The organism is Thermincola ferriacetica (assembly GCF_001263415.1).
Lineage (GTDB): Bacteria > Bacillota > Thermincolia > Thermincolales > Thermincolaceae > Thermincola > Thermincola ferriacetica.
This window is the reverse complement of the sequence record NZ_LGTE01000005.1, coordinates 72,846-98,339: the sequence shown is the minus strand read 5'-3', so window position 1 is coordinate 98,339 and position 25,494 is coordinate 72,846. Positions and strand designations below refer to the sequence as shown.

General features: G+C 46.1%; 23 protein-coding genes and 1 other annotated feature. Of the genes, 21 read left to right on the top strand and 2 right to left on the bottom strand.

The genetic code is table 11. From position 1 onward, the window contains the following. Window positions 1-30: 30 nt before the first annotated feature. From Tfer_RS05285 to Tfer_RS05270, 4 genes are all read left to right on the top strand, one after another. Window positions 31-3,051, top strand: a complete 3,021-nt coding sequence (locus Tfer_RS05285; protein WP_052217191.1) for a site-specific DNA-methyltransferase — start codon at window positions 31-33, stop codon at window positions 3,049-3,051. 12 nt (window positions 3,052-3,063) lie between these two features. Beyond that, a complete protein-coding gene (locus tag Tfer_RS05280; RefSeq protein WP_052217190.1) occupies window positions 3,064-6,222 on the top strand; it encodes a DEAD/DEAH box helicase family protein in 3,159 nt (1,052 codons plus the stop codon). Between the two features lie 111 nt (window positions 6,223-6,333). Continuing rightward, the gene (locus tag Tfer_RS05275; RefSeq protein ID WP_200901008.1) at window positions 6,334-6,669 is read left to right on the top strand and encodes a type II toxin-antitoxin system RelE/ParE family toxin; all 336 of its coding nucleotides are present in this window, start codon (window positions 6,334-6,336) and stop codon (window positions 6,667-6,669) included. After that, window positions 6,659-7,732: a HigA family addiction module antitoxin gene (locus Tfer_RS05270; protein WP_052217241.1), complete on the top strand. Its 1,074-nt coding sequence runs from the start codon at window positions 6,659-6,661 to the stop codon at window positions 7,730-7,732. Before Tfer_RS05275 ends, Tfer_RS05270 begins: the two co-directional genes overlap by 11 nt. Before the next feature lie 197 nt (window positions 7,733-7,929). On the opposite strand, the gene acsA is transcribed toward Tfer_RS05270, so the two are convergent. Then, complete coding sequence (gene acsA / locus Tfer_RS05265; protein WP_052217189.1) at window positions 7,930-9,627, bottom strand: acetate--CoA ligase; 1,698 nt, start codon at window positions 9,625-9,627, stop codon at window positions 7,930-7,932. 252 nt (window positions 9,628-9,879) lie between these two features. On the opposite strand from acsA, the gene Tfer_RS05260 reads away from it, so the two are divergent. The 12 genes from Tfer_RS05260 (at window position 9,880) to alaS (ending at window position 20,568) form a co-directional block, all read left to right on the top strand. Beyond that, window positions 9,880-11,217, top strand: a complete 1,338-nt coding sequence (locus Tfer_RS05260) for an AAA family ATPase (protein ID WP_013120775.1) — start codon at window positions 9,880-9,882, stop codon at window positions 11,215-11,217. Between the two features lie 25 nt (window positions 11,218-11,242). Further along, a complete protein-coding gene (locus Tfer_RS05255; protein ID WP_013120774.1) occupies window positions 11,243-11,497 on the top strand; it encodes a DUF1540 domain-containing protein in 255 nt (84 codons plus the stop codon). A gap of 308 nt (window positions 11,498-11,805) precedes the next feature. After that, window positions 11,806-12,255, top strand: a complete 450-nt coding sequence (locus tag Tfer_RS05250) for an RrF2 family transcriptional regulator (protein WP_013120773.1) — start codon at window positions 11,806-11,808, stop codon at window positions 12,253-12,255. A gap of 37 nt (window positions 12,256-12,292) precedes the next feature. After that, window positions 12,293-13,477 carry a cysteine desulfurase NifS gene (nifS, locus tag Tfer_RS05245; protein WP_052217188.1) on the top strand — a complete coding sequence of 395 codons (1,185 nt, stop codon included), beginning with the start codon at window positions 12,293-12,295 and terminating at the stop codon, window positions 13,475-13,477. Then, window positions 13,470-13,847, top strand: a complete 378-nt coding sequence (gene nifU, locus Tfer_RS05240; RefSeq protein ID WP_013120771.1) for a Fe-S cluster assembly scaffold protein NifU — start codon at window positions 13,470-13,472, stop codon at window positions 13,845-13,847. Before nifS ends, nifU begins: the two co-directional genes overlap by 8 nt. 11 nt (window positions 13,848-13,858) lie before the next feature. Next, window positions 13,859-14,935: a tRNA 2-thiouridine(34) synthase MnmA gene (mnmA, locus tag Tfer_RS05235; RefSeq protein ID WP_013120770.1), complete on the top strand. Its 1,077-nt coding sequence runs from the start codon at window positions 13,859-13,861 to the stop codon at window positions 14,933-14,935. Window positions 14,936-14,947: 12 nt separating this feature from the next. Then, window positions 14,948-15,592, top strand: coding sequence for a DUF4126 domain-containing protein (locus Tfer_RS05230; RefSeq protein ID WP_083436801.1), 645 nt, complete (start codon window positions 14,948-14,950; stop codon window positions 15,590-15,592). Beyond that, window positions 15,580-16,086 carry a PRC-barrel domain-containing protein gene (locus tag Tfer_RS05225; RefSeq protein ID WP_013120768.1) on the top strand — a complete coding sequence of 169 codons (507 nt, stop codon included), beginning with the start codon at window positions 15,580-15,582 and terminating at the stop codon, window positions 16,084-16,086. Before Tfer_RS05230 ends, Tfer_RS05225 begins: the two co-directional genes overlap by 13 nt. Window positions 16,087-16,107: 21 nt before the next feature. Beyond that, complete coding sequence (locus tag Tfer_RS16700; RefSeq protein ID WP_013120767.1) at window positions 16,108-16,278, top strand: hypothetical protein; 171 nt, start codon at window positions 16,108-16,110, stop codon at window positions 16,276-16,278. 21 nt (window positions 16,279-16,299) lie between these two features. Next, window positions 16,300-16,476, top strand: a complete 177-nt coding sequence (locus Tfer_RS16510; protein ID WP_160315528.1) for a YtxH domain-containing protein — start codon at window positions 16,300-16,302, stop codon at window positions 16,474-16,476. Between the two features lie 48 nt (window positions 16,477-16,524). Further along, window positions 16,525-17,565, top strand: coding sequence for an AI-2E family transporter (locus tag Tfer_RS05220; protein ID WP_052217186.1), 1,041 nt, complete (start codon window positions 16,525-16,527; stop codon window positions 17,563-17,565). Between the two features lie 51 nt (window positions 17,566-17,616). Further along, window positions 17,617-17,838, top strand: a binding site (T-box leader). A 75-nt stretch (window positions 17,839-17,913) separates the two neighbouring features. Next, entirely contained in the window at window positions 17,914-20,568 is a 2,655-nt protein-coding gene (gene alaS / locus Tfer_RS05215; protein ID WP_052217185.1) for an alanine--tRNA ligase, read from the top strand. Between the two features lie 56 nt (window positions 20,569-20,624). On the opposite strand, the gene Tfer_RS05210 is transcribed toward alaS, so the two are convergent. Continuing rightward, window positions 20,625-21,176, bottom strand: a complete 552-nt coding sequence (locus Tfer_RS05210; protein WP_052217184.1) for a hypothetical protein — start codon at window positions 21,174-21,176, stop codon at window positions 20,625-20,627. Between the two features lie 233 nt (window positions 21,177-21,409). On the opposite strand from Tfer_RS05210, the gene Tfer_RS05205 reads away from it, so the two are divergent. From Tfer_RS05205 to Tfer_RS05185, 5 genes are all read left to right on the top strand, one after another. Beyond that, entirely contained in the window at window positions 21,410-21,667 is a 258-nt protein-coding gene (locus Tfer_RS05205; RefSeq protein ID WP_013120761.1) for an IreB family regulatory phosphoprotein, read from the top strand. 78 nt (window positions 21,668-21,745) lie between these two features. After that, on the top strand, window positions 21,746-22,693 hold the full coding sequence (locus Tfer_RS05200) for an aldo/keto reductase (RefSeq protein WP_052217183.1): 948 nt from the start codon (window positions 21,746-21,748) through the stop codon (window positions 22,691-22,693). A gap of 171 nt (window positions 22,694-22,864) precedes the next feature. Further along, on the top strand, window positions 22,865-23,266 hold the full coding sequence (ruvX, locus tag Tfer_RS05195; protein ID WP_052217182.1) for a Holliday junction resolvase RuvX: 402 nt from the start codon (window positions 22,865-22,867) through the stop codon (window positions 23,264-23,266). A 132-nt stretch (window positions 23,267-23,398) separates the two neighbouring features. Next, window positions 23,399-23,659, top strand: coding sequence for a DUF1292 domain-containing protein (locus Tfer_RS05190; RefSeq protein WP_013120758.1), 261 nt, complete (start codon window positions 23,399-23,401; stop codon window positions 23,657-23,659). Window positions 23,660-23,891: 232 nt separating this feature from the next. Beyond that, complete coding sequence (locus Tfer_RS05185) at window positions 23,892-25,418, top strand: VanW family protein (protein WP_152908975.1); 1,527 nt, start codon at window positions 23,892-23,894, stop codon at window positions 25,416-25,418. Window positions 25,419-25,494 lie beyond the last annotated feature (76 nt).

Genomic DNA, 25,494 nt, shown 5'->3' with positions numbered 1-25,494 from the left:
GACAAATTCCGACAAAGGCAGGAGATGGGAATGAGCACGAAATACCAACAGTTAATCAGTTTATTGGAAAGTATGTTTCAGTTTGACAATCAGGACCTGGATTTTGGCATTTACCGCATAATGAATCAGAAGCGGGAAGAAATAACAAAATTTCTCCATGAAGATTTATTGCCTCAGGTCAAACAGGCTTTTGAGAAGTACCACAGTATTGATACGGCCAATATCAAAAAGGAAATGGAGCAGCTCAGGAAAACCCTGGAGGATGCCGGTGTGCCCCCGGAAAGCTCTGCCAAGTACCGGGAACTGCAGGAGAAACTGGCCGGGAGCGTGGATTTGACGGCCCTGGAAAATGAAGTTTATTCAGACCTGGTGAATTTCTTCAGCCGGTATTATGACAAAGGTGATTTTCTGTCCAAACGGCGATACAAGAAAGACGTTTATGCTATTCCCTACGAAGGTGAGGAAGTCAAGCTCTACTGGGCCAACCACGACCAGTATTACATAAAGACGTCGGAGTATTTCCGTGACTATTCCTTCAAACTGCCCTCAGGGAAAAAGGTGCATTTTATCCTGACAGAGGCATCCACCGAGCAGAATAACAACAAGGAGCAGGAAGGCAAAGAACGCCGCTTTGTCCTTTGTAACGAGAATCCCTTGGCTGAGGTGGACGGGGAGCTGCACATCAGGTTTGAGTACCGGGTGCACCCGGACAAGCAGGCTGCTCTCAACCAGGAAGCTGTGGAGCGGATTCTGAAGACCGAAGGATTTGCCGAATGGGTGAAAGAACTGGGAGCGCCTGCGCCTACCGAAAAGAACCGCGACCGGACCCTGCTGGAAAAGCACCTGAATGACTACACGGCCAAAAACACCTTTGACTATTTCATCCACAAGGACCTGGGAGGTTTCCTGCGCCGGGAGCTGGATTTCTACATCAAGAATGAAATCATGCACCTGGACGACCTGGATACGGAAAACGAGGTCAAGATTGAGCAGTATCTGTCCAAAATCAGGGTAATCAAAAGTATTGGCCACAAAATCATCAGGTTCCTGGAACAACTGGAGAACTTCCAGAAAAAGCTGTGGCTGAAGAAGAAATTCGTCATCGAGACCAACTACTGCGTGACCCTGGACCGGGTACCGGAAGAGCTCTACCCCGAAATTGTGCAAAATCGGGAACAGATAGAAGAATGGAAACGGCTTTTTGCCATTGAGGAAATCGAGGGAAATGAGATTAAACCGGGGTATACTGATCCTCTGACTGTGGAATTCCTGAAGGCCAATCCGTACCTTGTGCTGGATACGAAGTTTTTCGAGCAGGACTTTATCGACCAGCTGCTGATGAGTTTTGACGATATTGACGGGCAGTTGGATGGGCTACTGGTACACAGTGAGAATTTTCAGGCGCTGAATTTACTGCAGGAGAGGTATAGGGAGCGGGTGAAGTGTATTTATATTGACCCGCCGTATAATGCAAAGTCAAGTGAGATTATGTATAAAAATGGTTTCAAACATTCATCTTGGAATACGATGATTTTTAATGGGTTAATAAAAGCAAAGGAATTAATGCCGGAAAATGGAATTATTGAATTTGCCATTGATGATTATGAACTAAAACATTCTTTGTTATTATTAGAAACTGTTTTCGGAGAAGATAATTTTATTGCTAACATAGTAATAGTACATAATCCAAGAGGAAGAAACGACGACAAGTTCTTTGGTACTTCCCATGAATATATGACTGTGTTTGCTAAAAATATAGATTGTGCTGAGATAGGTTTATTTAAGCTAAGTGAAAGCGATATTTCTGCTTATAATAAGACAGATGGACTATCGAATTATAGCACTGTACCTTACATTAGAACAGGAAATAATTCATATCGATTTGAAAGGCCAAATTTATTCTATCCAATATACTATAATCCAGAATCTGACGAACTATCTTTGGAGAGAAAAGATGGCTGGGTAGAATTACTTCCGATAAATTCTAAGGGAGAAGAAAAAACTTGGCGCTGGGGAAAGGAAACATTTCTAGAAAAATGTAAAACTGAGTTGGTTGTAAAAAAAGATGGAGAAGATTACAAGATATTCAAGAAACGAAGACTAGAAGGAGCAGGAAAAAAGCCCAAGACGATTTGGGCTGATTCGAAATACGATGCTTCAAGTCATGGGATAATGCTTTTAAGAAACATGTTTGGATTAGGGAATCATTTTAGTTATCCAAAATCATTCTACACAGTATATGATGCCCTGTTTCTTATTTCAGATGAAGAATCAATAATCCTCGACTATTTCGCAGGTTCTGGCACTACCGCGCATGCTGTAATCAACCTCAACCGCGAAGACGGGGGCAACCGCAAATACATCCTTGTTGAAATGGGCGAGTACTTCAATACCGTCCTCAAACCCCGCATCCAAAAAGTAATTTACTCCAAGGACTGGAAAAACGGTAAACCCGTATCCCGTGAAGGTTCCAGCCATATGTTCAAATACATCCGCCTGGAGTCCTACGAGGATACACTGAACAACCTAGACCTACAGCGCACCGAAGAGCAGCAGGTGACTTTTGATATGATGCCGCAGGAGGTCAGGGAGGACTATATCCTGTCCTATATGCTGGACATTGAAGCTGAGGAGAGTGCTTCCCTGCTCAACCTGGACGCTTTTGAGAATCCATTTGCCTACAAGCTGAAAGTTACTGAAGGTTCGGAAACGGTGGTCCGCACAGTGGACCTGGTAGAGACTTTTAACTACCTGCTTGGTCTTACGGTGCGGCAGACGGAGATGGTCCAGGGATTCAAGGTGGTCAAAGGAGAACTGCCTTCCGGAGAAAAGGCCCTGATTATCTGGCGCAATCTTAAGGAAAAGACCAATGAAGACCTGGAGAGGTTTTTAAGCAAAAGCCAGTATAATCCGCGAGACAATGAGTTTGATTATATTTATGTGAACGGGGATAACCACCTGGAAAACATGAGACGGGACGAGGACAACTGGAAGGTCCGGCTTATCGAGGAAGAATTCAAACGCCTGATGTTTGACGTACAGGACGTATAAGGGGGGAAGCAAATGCCCAGAACGACTCGCCGAACAACATCGCCGGGGAATCAGACCGTTCCCTTTAACAGGCGGCTGGTCCTTAACAGATATATGCTCAGTTTGTTTGAAGTTAGCAATTTTGATGACCTGGTGGCCGGGATGAAGGGGCCGGAGCTGGAATGGTTGGACAGTGATAACGTGTCGCACTATTGCCATTACCTGACGAACCGGCTTTTTGACCGGGAAAAGCTTACTGCTGACATGCTCCGCCGCTATGATGAGAATATTGTCCGCCATACCATGCACATTAACCGGCGCCGGAAAGAACCGGTACGGTGGAAATATTTCCAGTACCTGTCCCTGCTGTTTACCGAGATTTACCTGGACCGTTATTTCTCCGACCCGGAAGGGCTACTTGAAGATTTAAATGCCTTTGTAGAGAAGTTTAATGAGCAGGAAAATGCTGGGATCGAAAAATATACAGCGGCTGACCTGAAAAAGCTGGCTTATTGGAATGCCACCGGCTCCGGCAAAACCCTGCTTATGCATGTGAATATCCTTCAGTACCTGCACTACCTGAAACAGCACGGAAGGGAAAAGGAACTTAACCAGGTTATCCTGCTGACCCCCAAGGAAGACCTGTCTGTCCAGCACCTGCGTGAGTTTGAGCTTTCCGGCATTGAGGCTGAACTCTTTGATAAGAACCAGGGCAGCCTGTTCCGTAAGCAGAGCGTGTCCATTATCAATATCCAGCGCATCAGGGAAGAATCAGGGGAAAAGACTGTTGCCGTAGAGGTATTTGAGGGCAATAACCTGGTCCTGGTAGACGAAGGGCACCGGGGTTCCAGTGGCGAAGAGTGGAAAAAGATGCGGGACCGCCTGAGCGAACAGGGCTTTGCCTTTGAGTATTCGGCCACATTCGGCCAGGCCGTGGCGGGCAACCGGGCACTCCAGCAGGAATATGCCAGGTGCATTTTATTTGATTATTCTTACCGGTATTTTTATAACGATGGTTACGGAAAAGATTTTCATATTCTCAACCTGCCCGATGATTCCAATGAAGATGTCCGCCGCCTGTACCTTACCGCCTGCCTGCTCACTTTTTATCAGCAGTTGAAGCTTTACGGTGAGCGGGAAAGTGCGCTGCGTCCCTTTCTGCTGGAAAAACCGTTGCTGGTTTTTGTGGGCAGCAGTGTCAATGCCGTCCGGACGGAACGGGGCCGTAAGGTGTCCGATGTCACTGATATCCTGCTTTTTATAGCCCGTTTTGCCAGGGAAGAAAAAGAGAGTGTTGAAATTATAAAGAGGCTTATGAGTGGCAGGCCGGGGCTACTGGATGAAAAAGGGCGAGAGATTTTCCGGAATGCCTTTACATATCTGACGTCTCTGGCAATGACTCCGGAAGCCCTGTACTCCGACTTACTCCAGACTGTTTTTCATGCAACCCATTCCGGGGCCACGCTGCACGTAGTAAATCTGAAAGGAGTGGACAGCGAAATTGCCCTGCGCCTGGGGGATAATCCGCCCTTCGGGGTAATTAACGTGGGGGATACTTCTGCCCTGTGCAAATTGTGCGACAATTACTCTGAGCTGAATGTAACTGAAGAACAGTTTTCCGAATCCCTGTTTCACCGGCTGAACAACCGGGATTCAAAGATTAACGTCCTCATCGGATCCAAGAAATTCACCGAGGGTTGGAGCAGTTGGCGGGTCAGCACCATGGGCCTGATGAACATTGGCCGCAGCGAAGGGTCGGAAATTATCCAGATGTTTGGCCGCGGAGTCCGCCTCAAGGGCTATGGCATGTCCTTAAAACGAAGTGGAGCGCTGCAGCTTGACATAAAAAAGCCGGCCCATATTGATGTTTTGGAAACCCTGAATATTTTTGGCGTTCGTTCCGACTACATGCAGCAGTTCAGGGACATTCTGGAAAGTGAAGGGATTAAAACCGAAAAGGATACGGAAATTATCAAACTGCCGGTCATCAAGGATTACACCCGACGGGGCCTGAAATTAAAAACCCTGGACTTGAAGGATATTGATATCAATTCCTTTAAAAAGAAGGGGCCGCGGCCGGTGCTGGAGCCCCCGGCGCCAGGCATGAAAATAGGCCATGTAATGGTCAACTGGTACCCCAGGATACAAAGGGCTGAAAGCCGGAAAAAGGCCACTGCACAAGCCGCGCCCGAAGTGATGAATGAAGGCAAGCTGGAGGCCAGACACGTGGCCTTTATGAACCTGGAGCGGATATATTTTGAGCTGCAGAAATTTAAAAACGAGCGGGCCTGGTATAACCTGAGCCTGTCCAGGGAAAAAATCAAAGAACTGCTGTACCGTCAGGATTGGTATATCCTTTATATTCCAGAAGAAGAACTGCAATTTGGTAGCAGGTTTTCCAGGGTCCGAAACTGGGAGGAGATTGCCGTTGCCCTGTTGAAAAAATATTGCGAGCGTTATTACATGTACCGTAAAAAAGAATGGGAAGCCCCCTTTATGGAGTACCGGGACTTAAACGAAGCGGACAGAAACTTTATCCATGAGTACAGAGTTACCTATGATGTAGCGGAGACCACGCTGAAGGAAAAACTGGAGTACCTAAAGCAGCTTCTTGAATCGAGGAAAATGGAGCATTTCTACTTTGCCGGACTGGAGCTTTTTGAGTTTGAACAGCACTTGTACAAGCCTCTGGCCTATCAGGAAGGCAGTGTTGCTACCGTCTCCCCCGCGCCGTTAAACAAAGGTGAGTATCAATTTGTTACTGATCTGCGCGCCTTCTGCGAGACCAACCGGGAATTCTTTAAGGACAAGGAACTGTATCTGCTGAGGAACCAGACGCGTGGTAAAGGGGTAGGCTTTTTTGAGGCAGGTAATTTCTTTCCGGATTTTATCCTGTGGATTCTTTACAACGGAAAGCAGTACATTACCTTTGTTGATCCGAAAGGCATCCGCAACATGTCCATAGATGACCCTAAAATCCAGTTTCATAAAACAATCAAAGAAAAAGAAAAGGAAATTGGCGACAGTAGCATTGTCCTGAACTCTTTTATTATCTCCAACACCGAATATGCTAACCTGATTAACACCGGCACCAAACTCAGCAAAGAGGAGATGGAGAAGCGGAATATTCTGTTTCAGGCAGACGACAGGGCCAGTTATATTGAAAAGATGGTGAGGAAGATTCTGGGGTGAGCTACCCTCTGGGGGCTGTACCCGGTATGTGCTAATTTCTGGCTTTACGGTATGAGCATGAAAATAATTAACCCATTAGGTTAATAAAAATTGACAAAACGGGGGATTTTGGTGTATATTGATTATAAAGATAAAAAGTTTGAAAAGCTTTGCCAGGACAAGCGAAAATTGATAAGGAAGTACGGTCCCCAAAACGCCAGAAAAATTGTCCAGCGGATGAACGAATTAACGGCTATAGAATCTTTAGGTTTGATGTTGGAGTTCAGGATAGGACGTTGTCACCAATTGAAGGAGAACCTCAAGGGCATGTTTGCATTGGATTTAGAGCATCCCTTGAGGCTAATTTTTGAGCCAATTTTTGAAGAGGAGGCTAATTTGAATCAGGTGGATTACTATAAAGTGAAAAAAGTAAGAGTGGTGGGGGTGTTTGATTACCATGGCCAGTAATCAAAATTTCAGGGCATGCATAGCAATTCCGCCCGGGGAAACCCTAAAAGAACATATAGAAGATATAGGTATGTCTCAAAAGGAATTAGCTAAGAGAATGGGTTTGACTGAAAAGCATATTAGCGAAATTATTAATGGAAAAGCATCCATAAGTCAGGAAACGTCTCTTAAATTAGAAAATGTACTGGGAATTCCGGCATCTTTTTGGAATAAGTTAGAGGCCAACTATCAAGAAACCAAAGCGCGGATAGAAGCGGAGGAAAAAATAAACGAAGAAATTGAAATTGCGAAAGAAATCCCATACTCGGAAATTGCCAGGTTGAATTGGGTGGAACCTACTAGAAGAATCAGGGATAGGGTGGTTAACTTAAGAAATTTTTTTGGCGTTGCATCTTTAAATCTTATCCCTGATGTTATGCCGGTAGCATTTAGAAAATCGGGGATTAAAGATGCTTCTGCTCTTTCGCTTGCAGCCTGGTTAAGATGTGGAGAAATACTGGCTCAAAAGATTAATACAAAACCTTTTGATAGAGATAAATTAAAAAACGCAATTATTGAATTTCGGAAACTTAGCATAAAACCTCCGGATGAGTTCTGTCCTGTAATTCAAGAAATATGTGCATCATGCGGAGTGGCGTTGGTATTTGTCCCGCATTTCAAAAAAACCTATGCCAATGGCGCAACCAAATGGTTAACTCCGAACAAAGCAATGATTCAGTTAAGCTTAAGAGGTTCGTTTGCTGATATTTTTTGGTTTAGTTTTTTTCATGAATTGGGCCATATTTTGTTGCATAGTAAGAAACAGGTTTTTGTCACCCAAGAAAAAAATGCAGAAAACGAACAACAGGAAAAAGAAGCTGATAAGTTTGCTGCGAATGAGCTAATTCCTGATAAGGAATATAGAAATTTCCTTGCTAAAGGGAAGATTACGGAATCCAGCATTATATTTTTTGCCGAGAAGCTAAATATTCATAGTGGTATAGTGGTTGGAAGATTGCAGCATGATAAAATTTTGAAATTCAATCAGTATACTCACTTGAGAACGCGCTACACATGGAAATAAGTAAGGCTTCGAAGCTAATAGGGGGGCTGCACTTTATCCTGATCATATAAAACCCAAGACAATGTTTTTGAATACAAGTATAAAGACACCATTTGCTGAGGTTTTGATTTTATAACTTAGCCCAAAACCTTATGAACAGTATGGCTTAACACCGGCAAAGCCACAGCTCTGCCGGTGTTTTTAAATTGGCGTACAGTTTATTTCAACCCAAGGGCCCATCCTTTGAGGGCTTTACGGTCGTTGGCGCCTTCTTTTGTTTTCGGTATGCCCGGGACTACTTCAAATTCCCGCGGGGCAGCGTGAGCGGCGAGGCCTTTCTTGACGTAGTTGCGCAGTTCTTCGGATAAATCGGGGTTCCATTCGTAGCCCTCGTTTAACACAATATAAGCCTTGACAATTTCTCCCCGCAGGGCGTCGGGTTTGCCTGCCACGCCGGCATCTTTCACGGCCGGGTGTTCGCGAAGTTTGTTTTCCACTTCCCACGGGCCCACCCGTTCACCGGCGGTGTTGATGACGCCGTCCACCCGCCCCTGGAAAAAGAAGTAGCCGTCTTCGTCCCTGTAAGCGGAATCGCCGGAAATGAACCAGGGCTGAAACTTAAAATATTCTTTGTATTTTTCCTCACTGCCCCAGATGCCCCGCAACATAGAAGGCCAGCCGGCCTTAAGGGCCAGGTTGCCGATTTTGTTTGGTGGCAATTCGTTGCCATCATCGTCGACAATGGCGGCGGTTATGCCCGGAAATGGCTTACCTATGGAACCCAGTTTAATGGGCAGGCAGCGGTAGTTGCAGATCATGTTCATGCCTGTTTCGCTCATCCACCAGGTATCGTAAATGGGGATGCCCAGTTTGGCCATGCTCCATTCCATAACTTCCGGAGTCAATGGCTCACCAACACTTAAAATGTGCCGCAGTTTGGAGAGATCGTATTTTTCCAGTAGTTTGTCTCCGCCGGAGATGATCATACGGAAAGCGGTAGGCGCGCTGTACCAAACGGTGACGCCGTACTTTTCCAGGGTTTCGCACCAGTCTTCGGCTTTAAACCGCCCGCCTTTTATAACGATGGGTAGGCCAAACATCCAGGGGGTTAAGAAACCGTAAACTATCCCCGTTATCCAGCCGGGGTCGGCGGTACACCAGTAAACATCGTCCGGTTGCAGGTCATGCACCCATTTGCCGGTTATGTAGTGGCCGACCATACCATTATGGACGTGAATGACGCCTTTGGCTTTGCCGTCAGCTCCTGAAGCATACATGACCAGCATGGGCGTTTCCCTGTCCACCCAGACCATAGCTTCTGTATCAGGCGCTGCCTGCATTTCCTGATGCCAGTCGATCTCAGTGGCGCTGACATTGCCGCCTTTTTCATTGTCAACTACAAAGACATGTTTTAAGGCCGGCAGGTGTTGTAAAGGCAGGCGGCTTTTCAGGTCCGGTGAAGTTACTACAGCGACAGCTTCGCAATCGCCGAGTCTGTCTTTTAATGCTTCTTCCATAAAGGCTTCAAACAGGGGAACCACAATGGCGCCGATTTTCAAAATGCCCAGAAAACTGATGTAAAGCTCGGGGCTCCGGGGTAGGAACATACCTACCCGGTCACCTTTTTTTACGCCAAATTTTTTTAAGACATTGGCAAATTTATCTGATAATTTTTTTAGTTGGCCGAAAGTATATTCTTCTACGCGCGGCCCGTTGGTATAGTAAAGGGCTGTTTTGTCTGCCAATCCTTTTTCCGTCACATTGCGGTCAAGAGCCTCGTATGCTATGTTAATGCGCCCCGTTTCAAACCAACTGAATTCTTTTTCCACGGAGGCAAAGTCAAAGTTTTTGTATACTTTTTCATAGTTGTCCAGGTTATGCGGCCCCGGTAGAGCCTGAATTAAATTTCCGTCCAAGAAAGATCCCTTCCCTCAATTGATTTTGGCAATAGACAAAAGTGGCGGCCTTATAAATTTGTCACCTCCTCATAGGCCGGTAGTTAATTGTAATATGTCTATATATTTTGACATTTCTGCATTTAAATTGTAAATCCTTCCAAATTGCATGATTTAGACCATGAAAAATTTAGCAGGGTTTTGGTTTGCGGCAGCGAAAAAAGTAGATACTTAAAAATTAAGGGACAAATAATACTGACAGTGGTGATACAGATGGACCTTTTCGAATTAAACCGGCAGAATCAGTTAAAAAAAGAAGCCCCTTTGGCCGTGCGTATGCGGCCCCGTACTTTGGATGAGTTTGTGGGACAGGAACAGATAGTTGGTCCCGGCAAGCTTTTGCGCCGAGCAATCGAGGCGGACCAGTTGAGTTCGGTGATTTTTTACGGGCCGCCGGGAACGGGAAAAACTACGCTGGCGAAAGTCATTGCCAATACAACCAAGGCCTTTTTTGTCCAGGTAAATGCCGTAACTTCCGGCGTAGCCGAATTAAGGGAAGTTATTCAAAATGCCAAAGAACGATTGGGCATGTACGGTCAAAGAACTATCCTTTTTATTGATGAGATACACCGTTTCAATAAATCACAGCAGGATGCTTTGCTCCCTTATGTGGAGGACGGGACTATTATTTTGATAGGTGCCACTACAGAAAACCCTTACTTTGAAGTTAACGCGCCTCTGCGTTCCCGCTCCAGGATATTTAAATTTGAAAGCCTGTCCAATGATGATATTCGTAAATTGCTTTGGCGAGCCTTGCAGGATAAAGAAGCAGGTTTAGGCAATTACAAAGTTGATCTGACGGAAGAAGCCCTGGAACACTTGGTAGACATTTCCTCCGGTGATGCGCGGACAGCATTAAATGCCCTGGAACTGGCCGTATTGACTACGGCTCCCGATGAAAAGGGCGTGCGCAAAATTACTCTGGAAGTGGCGGAAGAATCTATCCAGAAACGGGCGGTACTTTATGATAAATCGGGCGATTATCATTACGATGTTATTTCGGCTTTTATCAAAAGTATCCGGGGTTCTGACCCCGATGCCGCTTTGTACTGGTATGCCAGGATGACTCATGCCGGCGAAGACCAGCGTTTTATTGTGCGCAGGCTGATTGTACATGCCTCGGAGGATATCGGCATGGCCGATCCGCAGGCTATGCTGATGGCTCATGCGGCCTGGAATGCTTTGGAAACTGTGGGTATGCCGGAAGCAAGGATTCCGATAGCCCAGTGTATCATCTACCTGGCTACCGCCCCCAAGTCCAACAGCGTTATATGCGCCGTTGACAAAGCTTTGGCTGATGCGGAAAAAGAACGGGCCGGGGAGGTGCCGCCGCACTTAAGGGATACCCATTATAAAGGCGCCAGGGAATTGGGGCACAAGGGATATTTGTATCCTCATGATTATCCCGGACATTATGTTGACCAGCAGTACATGCCCGATAACCTGGTGGGCAGGCAATATTACCATCCGTCAGACCAGGGGCTGGAGGTAGAAATAAAAGGAAGGCTTTGGAGATTAAAAGGAGGCATCACTCACCCTGAAAAGGGGTAACCTACTTTTCAGGAGGTGATGACAGATGCCACAACAACAGCATATTCACTGTACTGTGAATACTTGCCATTACTGGGCTTCAGGGAACAAGTGCGATGCCAGTGAGATAGTGGTGGTTTCCGATGCCTTTGCTGCTGCAACGCCAGACAGGGTTGATGCCACCCAGGCCGTAAATTTGGACCAGACGCCAACGGGCAATTGTATGGAGACCTGTTGTAAAACCTTTGTCAGAAAGGGTTCCGGTGACGAACGGCTGGACGGCATTTATAAACAAAGTTAAAGGCATTTTGCTGATCTCCGCCGATTAATGGCAAAGAAGTTTGTAGAAACAGGGGAGGTTAAATGGTTTTGGACAACATTTAACCTCCCCAGATTTATCCTAACGACTGTCAACAGCATGAGACATCTTGACGATGTCTTTGGATAAGAAAAAGCGTAGATGACCAAAATAAGATTGAACAATTATAAAAAATCTTAGTATTTTAGTTGGAATTTTTCTTGACCAGAAAATAACTGTATGCTAATATATTGCTAAAACCATAACCGAGTGCAACACTAGGAATTAAACGATTAAAAGGGGGAGAGGCCTTGAAAGTTTCTACTAAAGGGCACTATGGGGTGCAAGCAATGTTTGACCTGGCGCAACATTTCGGTGAAGGCCCCGTTTCCCTGAAAAGCATTGCCGAAAGACAGGGGCTTTCGGAGCCTTATTTGGAGCAGTTGATTGCCGTTTTACGTAAGGCCGGTTTGGTAAAAAGTGTAAGGGGTGCGCAGGGCGGCTACATTTTGGCCAGGGAGCCCAGAGATATTAAAGTTGGAGACATAATCAGGGTTTTGGAAGGACCTATAGCTCCTGTGGAGTGTGTTAGCCAGGATGACCCGGAACACTGCCTGAAATTTGATTTTTGTGTGACGAAAAGTGTTTGGGAAAAGGTAAAAAAAAGTATTGAGGAAGTGTTGGATTCAATCACATTGGCAGATATGCTAAAGGATGCAGAAGAAGCCCAAATGGCTCAGGGTTACATGTATTATATTTAAAGTATGAGACCCAATATTATAGGAGGAGTTGACTACGTTGGAAAAGATTTACCTTGACCACAGTGCAACAACACAAACTGACCCCGAAGTGGCCAAAGTGATGTGTGATTTTATGGTTAATCATTTTGGCAACCCGGCGAGCGTCCATTCCTTTGGGCGGGAAGCAAAGAAACACCTGGAAGATGCCCGGGAACGAGTTGCTAGGTGTATTGGGGCCGAACCCAGCGAGATAATATTTACCAGCGGCGGTACGGAAGCTGACAACTTGGCTATCAGAGGCGCGGCCTATGCCAACAGGAAAAAGGGTAACCATATCATAACTTCAACCATAGAACATCACGCCGTATTGGATACCTGCAAATCACTGGAAAAAGAAGGATTTAAGGTAACCTATATTCCCGTGGATGAACACGGGTTGGTAAATGTCGCTGACGTGGAAAAGGCCATCACCGATGAGACAATTTTGATTACTATCATGCATGCCAATAATGAAATCGGTACCATTCAACCTATTAAGGAAATCGGGGCGTTAGCCAGGGAAAGGGGAATATTGTTTCACTCCGATACCGTACAGACAGTAGGTAAAATACCCGTTAATGTTGATGAATTAAATTTGGATATGCTTTCCGTCTCTGCCCACAAGTTCTATGGACCCAAGGGGGTTGGCTGTTTGTATATGCGCAAAGGCGCCAGGGTTTTACCGATTACCTTTGGCGGTTCCCAGGAGCGTAACAAGCGCCCGGGCACAGTAAATGTTCCGGGGATTGTCGGGTTTGCCCTGGCTATGGAAAAAGCCGTAAATTCCCTGGATGAGCAGATCCCTTACCAGACCAGACTGCGAGACAAGCTCATCAAAGGCATTATGGAGCGGGTAGAGCACGTCAGGCTCAACGGCCACCCGACCAAACGTTTGCCGAACAATGTTAATATGAGTTTTGAATTTGTTGAAGGCGAATCTCTGCTTTTAAGCCTGGATATGAAAGGAATAGCCGCTTCCAGTGGTTCGGCCTGCACTTCCGGTTCTCTTGACCCTTCGCATGTCTTGCTGGCCATAGGACTGCCCCATGAAATAGCTCATGGGTCGGTACGGATGACCCTTGGGAAAGATAATACGGAGGAACAGATAGATTACGTTTTGGAGGTTTTGCCAGAGATTGTGGACCGTCTCAGGGCCATGTCTCCTTTATACCAAAAGAAAAAGGAGTGTTGTCCGAATGTATAATGAAAAAGTAATGGACCATTTTACCAATCCCCGGAACGTGGGAGAAATTGAAGAGGCCAGCGGAATTGGCGAGGTCGGCAACCCTACCTGTGGCGATATTATGCGCATCTCTATAAAAGTAGAGGACAACATAATCAAGGATATAAAATTCAAGACTTTCGGCTGTGGCGCGGCCATCGCCACCAGTAGCATGGTAACGGAAATGGTTAAAGGTAAAACCATTGATGAAGCGCTGGAAATTACCAATAAAGCGGTGGCCGAAGCTTTGGGCGGGTTACCGCCGCAAAAAATGCACTGTTCTAACCTGGCGGCTGACGCCCTACATAAGGCAATTGAAGATTATAAGAACAAAGCGGCCGGTGGCCAGTGACAGGAGGTATTATGCCAAAAAGCAAAGTGGTTGTAGCTATGAGCGGCGGTGTTGACAGTTCTCTCGCCGCTGCTCTTTTACAGGAACAGGGTTATGATGTCATCGGTGTCACCATGCAGATCTGGCCTGCTGAAGAACAGGCCGAGGGCGGCTGCTGTTCCCTGGCGGCTGTTGAAGATGCCCGCAGGGTAGCCGACACTTTGGGAATTCCCTATTATGTGATGAATTTCCGGGATCTGTTCCGGAAAACGGTGATTGCCGATTTCTGTGCTGAGTACATGGCGGGGAGAACGCCTAATCCCTGCATTGTCTGCAACCGTAAAGTCAAATTTGAAGCCTTGTTACAAAAGGCTCTTGCTTTGGGCGCCGAGTACATTGCTACGGGGCATTACGCCCGGCTATCTTATGATGAGGCCCGGCGCCGTTATCTGATGAGGCGTGCCCTGGACAGAGGTAAAGACCAGACCTATGCCTTGTATAACCTCACCCAGTACCAGTTGAAACATACCCTTATGCCTTTGGGAAATTATACAAAAGCCGAGGCCAGGGAGATGGCGGCTAAATTAGGTCTTAGAGTTGCCAATAAACCTGATAGTCAGGAGATATGTTTCGTTACTGATAACAACTACCGCCGGTTCCTGGAAGAAAACGTTGACCAGGAAATTAAACCCGGACCCTTTTTGGACCTGGAAGGTAACGTACTGGGCCGGCATGAGGGCATTCCTTTTTATACAATAGGACAGCGCAAGGGATTGGGCATTGCCCTGGGGAAGCCCATGTACGTGGTAGATATTGACCCCGAACGCAATGCGGTAATTTTGGGCAGTAATGAGGATGTCTTCGCCCGGGGATTAATCTCAACGGACAATAACTTTATTTATATTCCAGAATTGAAGGACCCCATGGAAGTAGAGGTGAAAATACGGTACAGCGCCCAGCCGGCCAAAGCCATAATTTATCCTCACGACGATGGGGTGAGGGTAGAATTTGAAAAACCCCAACGGGCCGTGACACCGGGTCAGGCAGCCGTTTTTTATAAGGATGACTACGTTGTCGGCGGTGGCACCATCAAGCAGCGAATCAGCTAGGGTGCCAAAAACATGCGCTTTTATAAGCGCATGTTTTGTTTTCTACAGGGCCATACTAACACTGAAGGATGGTGGCAGAACATTATGGGAGTATTGGCTGAATTGGCTATGGGGCTGGGATTGGCCGGTGCGGCTGGTATTCGAGCCAGGTACCCGCTGTTGTTTTTGGGCCTGCTGACTCGTTATACCGATAAGGTATTTTTGAGAGAACCTATAAGTTTTTTAGGCAGTTGGTTTATCTTATTATTGGCGGTCACGGCATTAATCTTGGACTTTTATGCTGCCATGTTTTCTGAAGGCGCTGTTGGCTATGAAGGGATAAAAGTTGTTATCAGAGTGTTGGCCGGCGCAATAGTTTTTGCGGGTCTTGTCAATTTGTTTTCCCTGTTTATCGGTTTTCTTTTTGGCGGAGCCGTGGCCTTGGTTTCTTATTTGGCAGTTATGAAAGTAATTCCAACAGTACTCAAAGTAGGCGATACACAAAAAACCGAAACATTTATGGACCTGCTGGCTTTGGCGGCCACTGTGCTATTAATTATCTTCCCGTTTATAGCTTATGTTGTTTGGACATTGTTAATCCTACTGCTGTTCAGAAGCCGGATAAACGTACCGGCCGACCAGAGGAGGGTCCGTAACTTGCGATTATGGAAAAATTAAGAAAAGGCCGTGAATTAATAGGACTTTCTGTAGTTGAATTAAATTCGGGAAAAAACCTGGGTGAAGTAAAAGACATTTTATACAGTCCTATTGAAAATAAAGTTATGGCCTTCTTGATAGCTGATAACGGCTGGTTCTGGGGAGCCAAAGTTCTCCCCTACGAAGAGGCCCTTTATATTGGGCGGGATATGGTGATGGTCAGTGATGCCGGCAAAATTCATAATACCAAATACCATTCTGATTATAACAAGATGTATCAGGATAGAATAGACATAAGGGGTTGTCAGTTAATATCGGGCGCCGGGGAAATAATGGGTACCATTCAGGATATAATTATAAACCCTGCGGGAAGGATTACCGGTTACGAACTTTCCAACGGAGTAATTGACGATATCCTGAAGGGCAGAAAAGTCTTGGCGGTTCCTGATAATATGGTTATTTCCGATGATGTGGTGATCGTCACCGCCGGCACTAATGTAAAAAATAGTATTTAGTCTCGAAAGGAGTGTACCCGGATGGGCTGTCCTGTATGTGGAAGCAAAGCAGTTGGCAAGGTAGGCATGGATCAGTATTATTGCTGGGATTGCTGTGTGGAGTTCAGGCAAAACAAAAACGAACTCAACATTTTTGAAGTTGCGGAAGACGGGTCTTTAATTGCTTATGGCCAGGACAAATTCGAAGGTTAAGTATTTCAAGGGGGTGAAAAGATGCGGAAAGGCTTTTTCAACGGTTTACTTGCCGGCGGAATTTTAGGCGCGATCATGGGAATGTTTATGTCGCCCCAACTGAAAAGAGATATCTTGGCTGAGGGCAGAACTGTTAAACGACAGGCCCGCAGGACGATGAAAGGAATGAAAAAAACTTTCAGAGATTTCTTGGAATAAATCTTAGAGGTGGGGTTATCCTCACCTCTTTTCAACGGGGATAAGGCTGTGAAGGGATTGCAGTTAACCAGGAAAAAAATTTACAGATTAATTTTCTTGATAACAGTTCCGGTATTAACGGGTTACCTATTATACAGGGTGCGGCGGATCATAATACCCTTTGCCCTGGCCGTATTAATTGCGTATTTGTTAAACCCATTTGTCAACATGCTTGAAAGTAGGCGCCTCCCCAGAGGGATAGCTATTCTGTTGGTATATGCCCTCGTATTTGTATTTATTACCGGGCTGGTTACTGTAGGGATTCCGGCCATCATGGATGAATTGACTTCCTTTGCCCGGGCAGTACCGCACTTTACCGGGGAGGTACAGTCGATTGTGCACGAAGCGGAAGCCAGGTATTCCCGTTTTGTTCTGCCGGACCCGGTAAAAAAGGTTTTTGACCAAAAGATAAAACTGGTGGAAGCTCAACTTATCTCACTGACCGGGGAACTTGCCGAAGGAGTGGTCGGCATATTTTCTCACCTTTTCAGCCTTATTATCGCCCCGGTCTTTGCTTTTTACCTGCTCAAAGATTCGGGAAACATTAAAAAAAATTTCCTCGCTTTGCTGCCGGCGGGATGGAGAAATGACGTGCAGGCCTTAACGGTGGACATAAACGAAATCTTCAGCAAATACATCAGGGGGCATTTGCTGGTTTGTGTCATAGTAGGGTTTCTTACGGGTGTGGGCTATGCTCTGGTAGGCCTCGAATATGCTTTTATATTAGGCATTTTTGCGGGCATTGCCGATCTGGTTCCATATTTCGGACCTTTTATAGGGGCTTTGCCTGCTCTTATGCTGGCTTTATTAGAATCAAGGGTAATGGCTTTGAAAGTGTTAATTATGGTATTGGTTATCCAGCAAATAGAGAATTCTGTAATTTCCCCCAAAATTATCGGAGACAGTTTGGGGTTGTCTCCGCTGGTAGTCATTATTGTTCTCATGGCCGGCGGGGAACTGTACGGCCTATTGGGGCTGCTTCTGGCTGTTCCGGTTACTGCGGTATTAAAATGCCTCATAAGATATATGTACCTGAAATTAGTGGATTGAAAATTGACATTAATTGGCCTTTTCTGTATAATTGATACCGAACTGGAAATAGGTAAAGCTATGACGGGCAGGAGTACTCTTACCATTGGTATCCCAGAGAGGAGGCTAAATGCTGAAAGGCTTCTATACCGGGTCAGGGGAAGCAGGCTCTGAGTTTTTATGCCGAAAAGACGAAAGTTAGGTATAAACGTGGTGGCACGTTACAGCCAACAGAGGGACCGGCCGCAGCCGGTAACCAGGGTGGTACCGCGAAACAGACCTTTCGTCCCTGGAGTGGCTTTGCCCTTCCAGACGAAAGGTTTTTTAGTTTGAAATTTTTTCAATGTCTTGGTAAGGGAGGAATGGGTTTTGACAGGAAATGAAATACGTGAAAAATTCCTGAAATTTTTTGAGAACAGGGGACATACCATTATCGCCAGTTCTTCGCTGGTTCCCCATGATGACCCAACGCTATTGTTCACTAATGCCGGTATGAACCAGTTTAAGGAAGTATTTCTGGGCCTGGACCGGCGGCCCTATAAAAGAGCCACTACTTCCCAGAAGTGTGTAAGGGCCGGGGGCAAGCACAACGACCTGGACACGGTGGGACGTACGGCCAGACACCATACTTTTTTTGAGATGCTGGGTAATTTCTCCTTTGGGGATTACTTTAAGCGAGAAGCCATTACATATGCGTGGCAGTTCCTGACGGAGGAGTTGGGTCTGCCGAAGGACAGGCTTTATGCGACTGTTTACAGGGATGATGAGGAGGCAGCCCAACTGTGGCAGGAAATCGCCGGTTTACCGCCTGAGCGGGTTATCAGGCTGGGGGAGAAAGACAATTTCTGGTCCATGGGCGATACAGGACCGTGCGGGCCCTGTAGCGAGGTGCTTATTGACCGGGGTGAAGAGTTCAAGTGTGCAGCCGATAATTGCGCTATCGGCGCATGTGATTGCGACCGCTGGCTGGAAATATGGAACCTGGTATTTATGCAGTACAACCGCGACGAATCCGGGGAAATGACGCCTCTGCCGAAACCAAGTATTGATACCGGCATGGGCTTGGAGAGAATTGCTTCTGTTATGCAAAAGGTGAATAGCAATTTCGATACTGATTTATTTAAACCCATCATGGCCAAAGTCGAAGAATTGAGCGGCTCTGTATATTATCAAGACGAACGGGGCTTTCCGTTCCGGGTGATTGCCGACCATGCCAGGGCTTGCACCTTCCTAATCAGCGACGGCGTACTCCCGAGCAACGAGGGCCGTGGCTATGTGCTGCGCCGGATACTCAGGAGGGCCGTAAGATTTGGGAAGGTTCTGGGTATAGAAAAGCCTTTCCTTTACCAGATGGTTGGCGTTGTTGCTGATTTGATGGGTGATGCTTATCCTGAGATCAGGGAAAAGCAGACTTACGTGGAGCAGGTTATCAAAATTGAAGAGGAACGTTTCCATGAAACCCTCCATGAAGGTATGCGGCTGGTCAGCGACATAGTTGAGAAGGTCAAGGCCGAAGGCCGGCAATCCATTTCCGGGCAGGAAGCGTTTCTCTTGTACGATACTTATGGGTTTCCGCTGGATTTGACGGAAGACATTGCTGAAGAACATGGGCTGACTGTTGATAAAGACGGATTTGCCGCCGCTATGGAGGAGCAAAGAACCAGGGCCAGGGCTGCCCGCCAGGATGAAGCCATGCTTGCCGGTCAGGAGTTATATGCCGAGGTGGGTCAGAAGCTGGGGGCTACAGAATTTACCGGCTACAGTGAATTGGAAACCAGAGCCAATGTGGTGGCCTTGATTGTTGACAAAAAGTTCCGGCATGAAGTCAGGGCAGGCGAACAAGTCGAAGTGATTATGGACAGGACCTGTTTCTACGGGGAAAGCGGCGGTCAGGTGGGCGACCGGGGGATACTGGAGTCCAATCGTGGCGCGGTAATTAAAGTAACTGACACTAAAAAGACCTTTAACGGGCTGACAGTCCACCTGGGTGTGGTAGAAAAGGGTAGTGTATCCTTTGGCGACGTGATGGATGCCAGGGTTGACGCCCGGAGAAGGAAACAGATTGCCCGGAACCATTCCGTTACTCATCTGCTGCACAAAGCCCTGAAGGAAGTACTTGGCGACCACGTAAACCAAGCCGGGTCTTTGGTGGAACCCGAACGCTTACGTTTTGACTTTACCCACTTCCGGGCAGTAACGCCCGAGGAGCTGCAAAAAGTAGAGGACCGGGTAAACGAAATGATATTGGCCAATTTGGACGTGCATGCTTTTGAAACTTCCCTCGATGAGGCAAAGGCCCTGGGCGCCACAGCCCTTTTTGGCGAAAAATACGGCGAAAAGGTCAGGGTTGTCAAGATGGGTGACTACAGCATGGAGCTTTGCGGTGGTACCCACCTGCGCAGTACCGGTGAAGCCGGCCTGTTTAAGATTTTGAGCGAAAGCGGTATAGGGGCTGGATTACGCCGGATTGAAGCTGTTACCGGCGAAGGGACTTTAAGGTATATTGCTGAACAAGAAGCCAGGTTAAAAGATATTGCCAGACTGGTAAAATCGTCTCCCGCCGAAGTTGTGAAGCGGGTAGAGAACATAGTGGACAACCTCAGGGAAAAGGAAAAGGAATTGGAACAACTGCAAGCCAGGCTGGCCAGGGAAGAATCCCAAAACCTGATGGACAAGGTCAAGGAGGTCGCCGGAGTAAAAGTACTTGCGGTACCTACCGGCGCACCGGATATGGATGCCTTGCGCCATATGGGGGATATGCTGCGGGACAAACTGGGCAGTGGTATAGTCGTGCTTGGTGCAACTCTAGGCGATAAAGTAAACTTTGTGGCTATGGTTACCAAGGACCTGGTGGCCAAAGGGGCCCATGCCGGCAATATCATCAAAGAGGTAGCCAGGGTAGCCGGTGGAGGGGGCGGCGGCCGGCCCGATATGGCGCAGGCCGGCGGTAAAGACCCGGCGAAGCTGGAGGCAGCGTTACAGAAGGCCTACGAGGTTATTGAACAGCAGTTGCAAGGAAAATAAGCACGCAAAAACCCTGTCCCGGTAATAGACCGGACAGGGTTTTTACTACCAACGGTTTATTGATTGGCTGATTGAACCAGGTCTCCCGCTTCAATCTGGTCCATTATGTACGGTATTGCCGGAGTACCCAACCTAATGAGATTCTTAATCTTAATATCATCGGGATCGGAAGATTTGACTATATTTGTTACCTGGTTTGGGATTGATTTTAAATGATTGTCAAAGGCTTTAGAAAATTCCTTGGCATTGGTCCAGCCATAATTTTCTCCTTTTAAGTTAAGTTTGGTTATTTTTTCTATTGCTATGGCCAGCAGGTACTCTTCTAAACCATTGTTCGGACTGTTTCTTATCTTATTTCTTAATTCTGGAAGACCGTCAAAACCGTACGCAACCAAGTTATTAAACCCTTCGTTATTTTTTATATAATCGTAGGGATTGGAACTCATGGCAATTTTGGGATCTGCGGAATTATCGGCAACTTCCTCCATCATTTGATTAATATCGTTATTTAATCCAGCCTGAACAACTTTAGTGGACGAATTATTTAAAAATATGGTTACAGTGAGGATAGCAATAATTGCCACACTGAAAAATAGTTTTTTCTTCAAGTTAATCACTCCTTAAAGAAAACATTCTCAAGCAATTTCCTTTAATATTATTTTCTAGTTTAAACAAGATTTTCCTGCAATGTAGGTACTGCTAAAATCCTTTTTGCCACGGCCATTGGGGTGGAGGCATGCAAGAAAACAAAATAACAAATTTTTCAGCGAGCTGGAGGAAATAGTTCCCCATTGGAGAATACTAGTTTATATTATCCAGTTTCAGAATGGAGGGGGCGACCATGAACAAAGGATCTTTCGAGGAAACCATGTTATTTAAGGCCAAAATTGAAGACATTAATGAGGCCAAAGATATATTGTTTCAGGTCTATGAAGCCTTGAGGGAAAAAGGATACAATCCCATAAATCAGATTGTGGGCTATCTGCTTTCCGGCGACCCGGCCTATATAACCAGCCATAAAAATGCCAGGAGTCTAATCAGAAAACTGGAGCGGGATGACCTGATGGAGGAATTGGTAAGGAGTTATTTGCAAAAGTAACGGTTAGAATACTTATAGAAAGCTTGCGGGCGGCTTAACCGCCCTTTCTTGATGTCTGATGAAAAGAGTGAGGATGGCATGGAATATCGAGAGCTTGGCAAGACCGGTCTTCAGGTGTCGCGCCTGTGTTTCGGCGCTTTGACCATCGGGCCGCTGCAGCGCAACCTGCCCCTACGGGAGGGAGCAGAGGTTTTAAGGCATGCTTTCCGCATGGGAGTTAATTTCATTGATACGGCTGACCTGTATGGAACATACCCTTATATTCGGGAAGCTTTGAGGGGTATGGGCAGAGAAATCATTGTTGCTTCCAAGTCTTACGATTATACCCGTGAAGGAATGCGGAAAAGTGTAGAAAAAGCCCGCCGGGAACTGGACCGGGATGTGGTAGACATTTTTATGCTGCACGAACAGGAATCGGAACTCACCATCAGAGGCCATTGGGAGGCCTTTGAATACCTTTTGGAGGCCAAAGAAAAAGGTATCGTCAGGGCTGTAGGCATTTCTACCCACAAGGTGGCCGGTGTTCATGCTGCAACGCGGATTAAGGAAATAGACGTCATCCACCCGTTAATTAACAGAGACGGAATCGGTATTTCTGACGGTTCAGCGCAAGACATGCTGCAGGCCATAAAGGATGCTGCTGCGGCGGGCAAAGGTATATATGGCATGAAGCCGTTGGGCGGAGGGCATTTGTATAAACGGGTACCGGAGGCGCTGGCCTTTGTTTTGCAGCAGGATTGTTTGCATTCCATAGCTTTGGGCATGTATACTAAAGAGGAAGTGGACATGAACGTCAGCATCTTTAACGGCGAGCCGTTGACCAACGAGATTTACCACAAGGTAAAACAGATACCAAAACGGCTCCACGTGGAAGACTGGTGCCAGGGCTGCGCACGATGCACGGAAAAGTGTCCCGTAGGAGCTCTGGCCATCCGAAAAGGGAAAGTTTCCGTGGATAGGGAAAAATGTCTGTTATGCGGATATTGTGGCGCCGTGTGCCCGGAGTTTTGTTTGAAGATAATTTAATTCGGCTTTTACCGCAGAGGGCGCAGAGAGCACAGAGAAAACACAGAGAAAAGGGTAAACTGAATTCCCACCTTAATTGATTGAAATACTATTACCATAATAATTAGAGACTTTAATCTTTGTGTGCTTTGTGTACTCTGTGGTTTGCAAAATTAAAAATGGAGTGGAAATATGCGGGTAATGGGATTGGATGTAGGCACAAAAAGAATAGGGGTTGCCGTCAGTGACCCCTTGCGGTTGACAGCCCAGGGGTTGACGGTTATCAAAAAGGGTGAGGAATTAACCGAACTGCCCAGGATAATCGAACAAATGGAAGTAAGCGAAATAGTGGTGGGTTTACCTAAAAACATGGATGGCAGCCTGGGGCCAAAAGCCCAGGAAATATTGGAATTGACTGAAAAGTTAAGGGAAACTTTACAACTGCCCGTTCATACCTATGATGAGCGCTTGACAACGGTAGCAGCGGAACGGATACTGCTGGAGGCCGACTTATCAAGGGCCAAACGCAGGCAGGTAGTAGACAAGACTGCGGCTGTGTTAATATTACAGGGCTATTTGGATTCAACAAGATGAAATTGCCAAAATTAGTATGAAAGGGGCCACAATAGGAAACAATAGCAATATAACACTTTTTACTGCCATTTGTTGACACTTATTATTATCTAATATACAATACTTATATTAAAGTGAATTGAGGTGATAAAAATGACCGAAGATAACAATGTCATCACCCTTACGGATGAAGAAGGGCAAGAGCATGATTTTACGGTTATTGACGTAATCGAGGTAAAAGATTCCGAATATGCTATTCTTCTACCTATGGGTGACGATGAGGACGAGGAGGCAATAATTCTGAAGATCACAAAGGATGAGAACGGAGAAGAAATTCTTGTCGATATCGAAGATGACGAAGAGTGGGAAGAAGTAGCAGATACATGGGCCAGCATGGTTGAAGAGGACGAATAATAGTTACGCCATATGGCAAATAAATTATTTTAAGTGAATTAAGGCATTTGTTATCCTGCCGGATACATAGGCCTTTATTTTTTGTCATCAGCGCCTTTTTCATGCCGAAGTATGATACCCCAATTAGAAGTATGATAGCCCAATTATAAAAGGAATTTTCTTACCGGCGTATAATATAATAAAAATGAAATTTGGTCAAAAATTATGTTTTTTGTAGAAATGGGGTGAAACCGTGTCATTAAGTACACTAAAAGTTTTCTTGTTGACAACAATAGTCGTGGCAATATCGGCTGTTCTGTCTTTTTTTGTTGCTATAGCGGTTTCAGCTCAGGAAGACCAAATTTATTCCGGGGTCTGGGTGGAAGATATCAGTCTGGGGATGTTAACCAGGGAACAAGCCAGGAATAAGTTAGAAGAGCTGAATGATCAAATTCGTGGAAAAGAGGTTCAGGTCAAATACCCTGGAGGAGAAGCGGCCTTTAAATTAGCAGAAATAGATGCCTCCATTGACGTTGAGGGAATTTTAAAAAAGGCCTGGGAGTATGGCAGAAAAGGGTCTCTTCTGGACCAATGGCAGGAAAGAAGAAGGATTGCCCGTGAGGGGGTAATTATTCCTTTAAAAATTAACTATTCCAGGACTAAGTTTGAAAAGCTGGCCCAAAAACTGGGGGCTGGCGCCACAATAGAGCCGCAGGATGCCAAACTGGTTATTACCCGGCAGGATACAATACAGATTATTCCGGGAAAACAGGGAAAAGTTATTGATACCCAGAATGCCCTGGCGCAAATAGAAGACATACTCAATAAAAAGCAGGAACCTGTTTTAAACCTGGTTCTGAAAACCAAAGAGCCCGAAATGACCACTCAAGAGGTGGAAAACATGCATGTAAACGGCATTATTTCCCATTTTTCCACCTTTTTCAATGTCCAGAAAACCAATAGGGTATATAACATTAAAGTTGCCGCCGGCGCTTTAGACGGGACTTTTATCAAACCCGGCGAAACCTTTTCGTTTAACAAGGTAGTTGGACCAAGGAGCAAAGAAGCAGGGTATAAACTGGCGCCTACCATTTTAAACAATGAGTTTATTGACAGCCTGGGCGGGGGCGTATGCCAGGCATCGACTACCCTTTACAACGCTGTCCTGCTGGCCGGTTTGCCCATTATAGAAAGGGCCAACCATTCCCTGGTGGTCAGTTACGTTCCTATGGGGCAGGACGCGGCGGTAGCTTACGGGGGAAAGGACTTTAAATTCAAAAATAACCTGTCCTCCTGGGTTGTTCTCAAAACGGAAGTGGTCGGCAACAGGCTGACTGTCAAGATATTTGGAGACACTGCCCTGAAAAAAGATGTTCGAATAACCAATCAGATATTGAAGACTTATCCCTTTAAGGTGGTTTATAAACAAGATGCGACAATGTATAAAGGTAAGCAGGTAATTAAACAAAAGGGCGTCAACGGGTACAAGGTCGCTTCTCAGCGGCACATATTCGTAAACGGAAAGGAAGTTCGGGCTGAAAAATTGCCTTCGAGTTACTATAAGCCTTTGGACCAGATCATACTGGTTGGAACCAAAAAAGTTGTGGCTAAAACCAAAACTTCCATTTCTACTAATACCAATAACCATAAAAAGCCCGTGGCCGGCCAGGGGACCCTATCACCCGGCCAGCCTCCTGCGGCACCGCCTGCCAATGGGCCCCAGCCCGAGGCGCCGCAAGGAAACCAAAACAATACGGGCGTGGTCAATTCGGCAGGCTAAAAAATGCTTCGCGTTCGCGAAGCATTTTTTGCATGTAGTTTTTGCGGCCGGCATATACTTTAATGATAACGACCTG

Excerpts from the sequence above, each read along its gene's own strand:
- Tfer_RS05205 (WP_013120761.1), top strand. The coding sequence starts at position 21,410 with ATGAACAAAGGATCTTTCGAGGAAACCATGTTATTTAAGGCCAAAATT.
- Tfer_RS16510 (WP_160315528.1), top strand. The coding sequence starts at position 16,300 with ATGCGGAAAGGCTTTTTCAACGGTTTACTTGCCGGCGGAATTTTAGGC.
- Tfer_RS05225 (WP_013120768.1), top strand. The coding sequence starts at position 15,580 with ATGGAAAAATTAAGAAAAGGCCGTGAATTAATAGGACTTTCTGTAGTT.
- Tfer_RS05285 (WP_052217191.1), top strand. The coding sequence starts at position 31 with ATGAGCACGAAATACCAACAGTTAATCAGTTTATTGGAAAGTATGTTT.
- mnmA (WP_013120770.1), top strand. The coding sequence starts at position 13,859 with ATGCCAAAAAGCAAAGTGGTTGTAGCTATGAGCGGCGGTGTTGACAGT.
- Tfer_RS05260 (WP_013120775.1), top strand. The coding sequence starts at position 9,880 with ATGGACCTTTTCGAATTAAACCGGCAGAATCAGTTAAAAAAAGAAGCC.
- Tfer_RS05255 (WP_013120774.1), top strand. The coding sequence starts at position 11,243 with ATGCCACAACAACAGCATATTCACTGTACTGTGAATACTTGCCATTAC.
- Tfer_RS16700 (WP_013120767.1), top strand. The coding sequence starts at position 16,108 with ATGGGCTGTCCTGTATGTGGAAGCAAAGCAGTTGGCAAGGTAGGCATG.
- nifU (WP_013120771.1), top strand. The coding sequence starts at position 13,470 with ATGTATAATGAAAAAGTAATGGACCATTTTACCAATCCCCGGAACGTG.
- Tfer_RS05200 (WP_052217183.1), top strand. The coding sequence starts at position 21,746 with ATGGAATATCGAGAGCTTGGCAAGACCGGTCTTCAGGTGTCGCGCCTG.
- Tfer_RS05190 (WP_013120758.1), top strand. The coding sequence starts at position 23,399 with ATGACCGAAGATAACAATGTCATCACCCTTACGGATGAAGAAGGGCAA.
- Tfer_RS05230 (WP_083436801.1), top strand. The coding sequence starts at position 14,948 with ATGCGCTTTTATAAGCGCATGTTTTGTTTTCTACAGGGCCATACTAAC.
- Tfer_RS05270 (WP_052217241.1), top strand. The coding sequence starts at position 6,659 with ATGGCCAGTAATCAAAATTTCAGGGCATGCATAGCAATTCCGCCCGGG.
- ruvX (WP_052217182.1), top strand. The coding sequence starts at position 22,865 with ATGCGGGTAATGGGATTGGATGTAGGCACAAAAAGAATAGGGGTTGCC.
- Tfer_RS05280 (WP_052217190.1), top strand. The coding sequence starts at position 3,064 with ATGCCCAGAACGACTCGCCGAACAACATCGCCGGGGAATCAGACCGTT.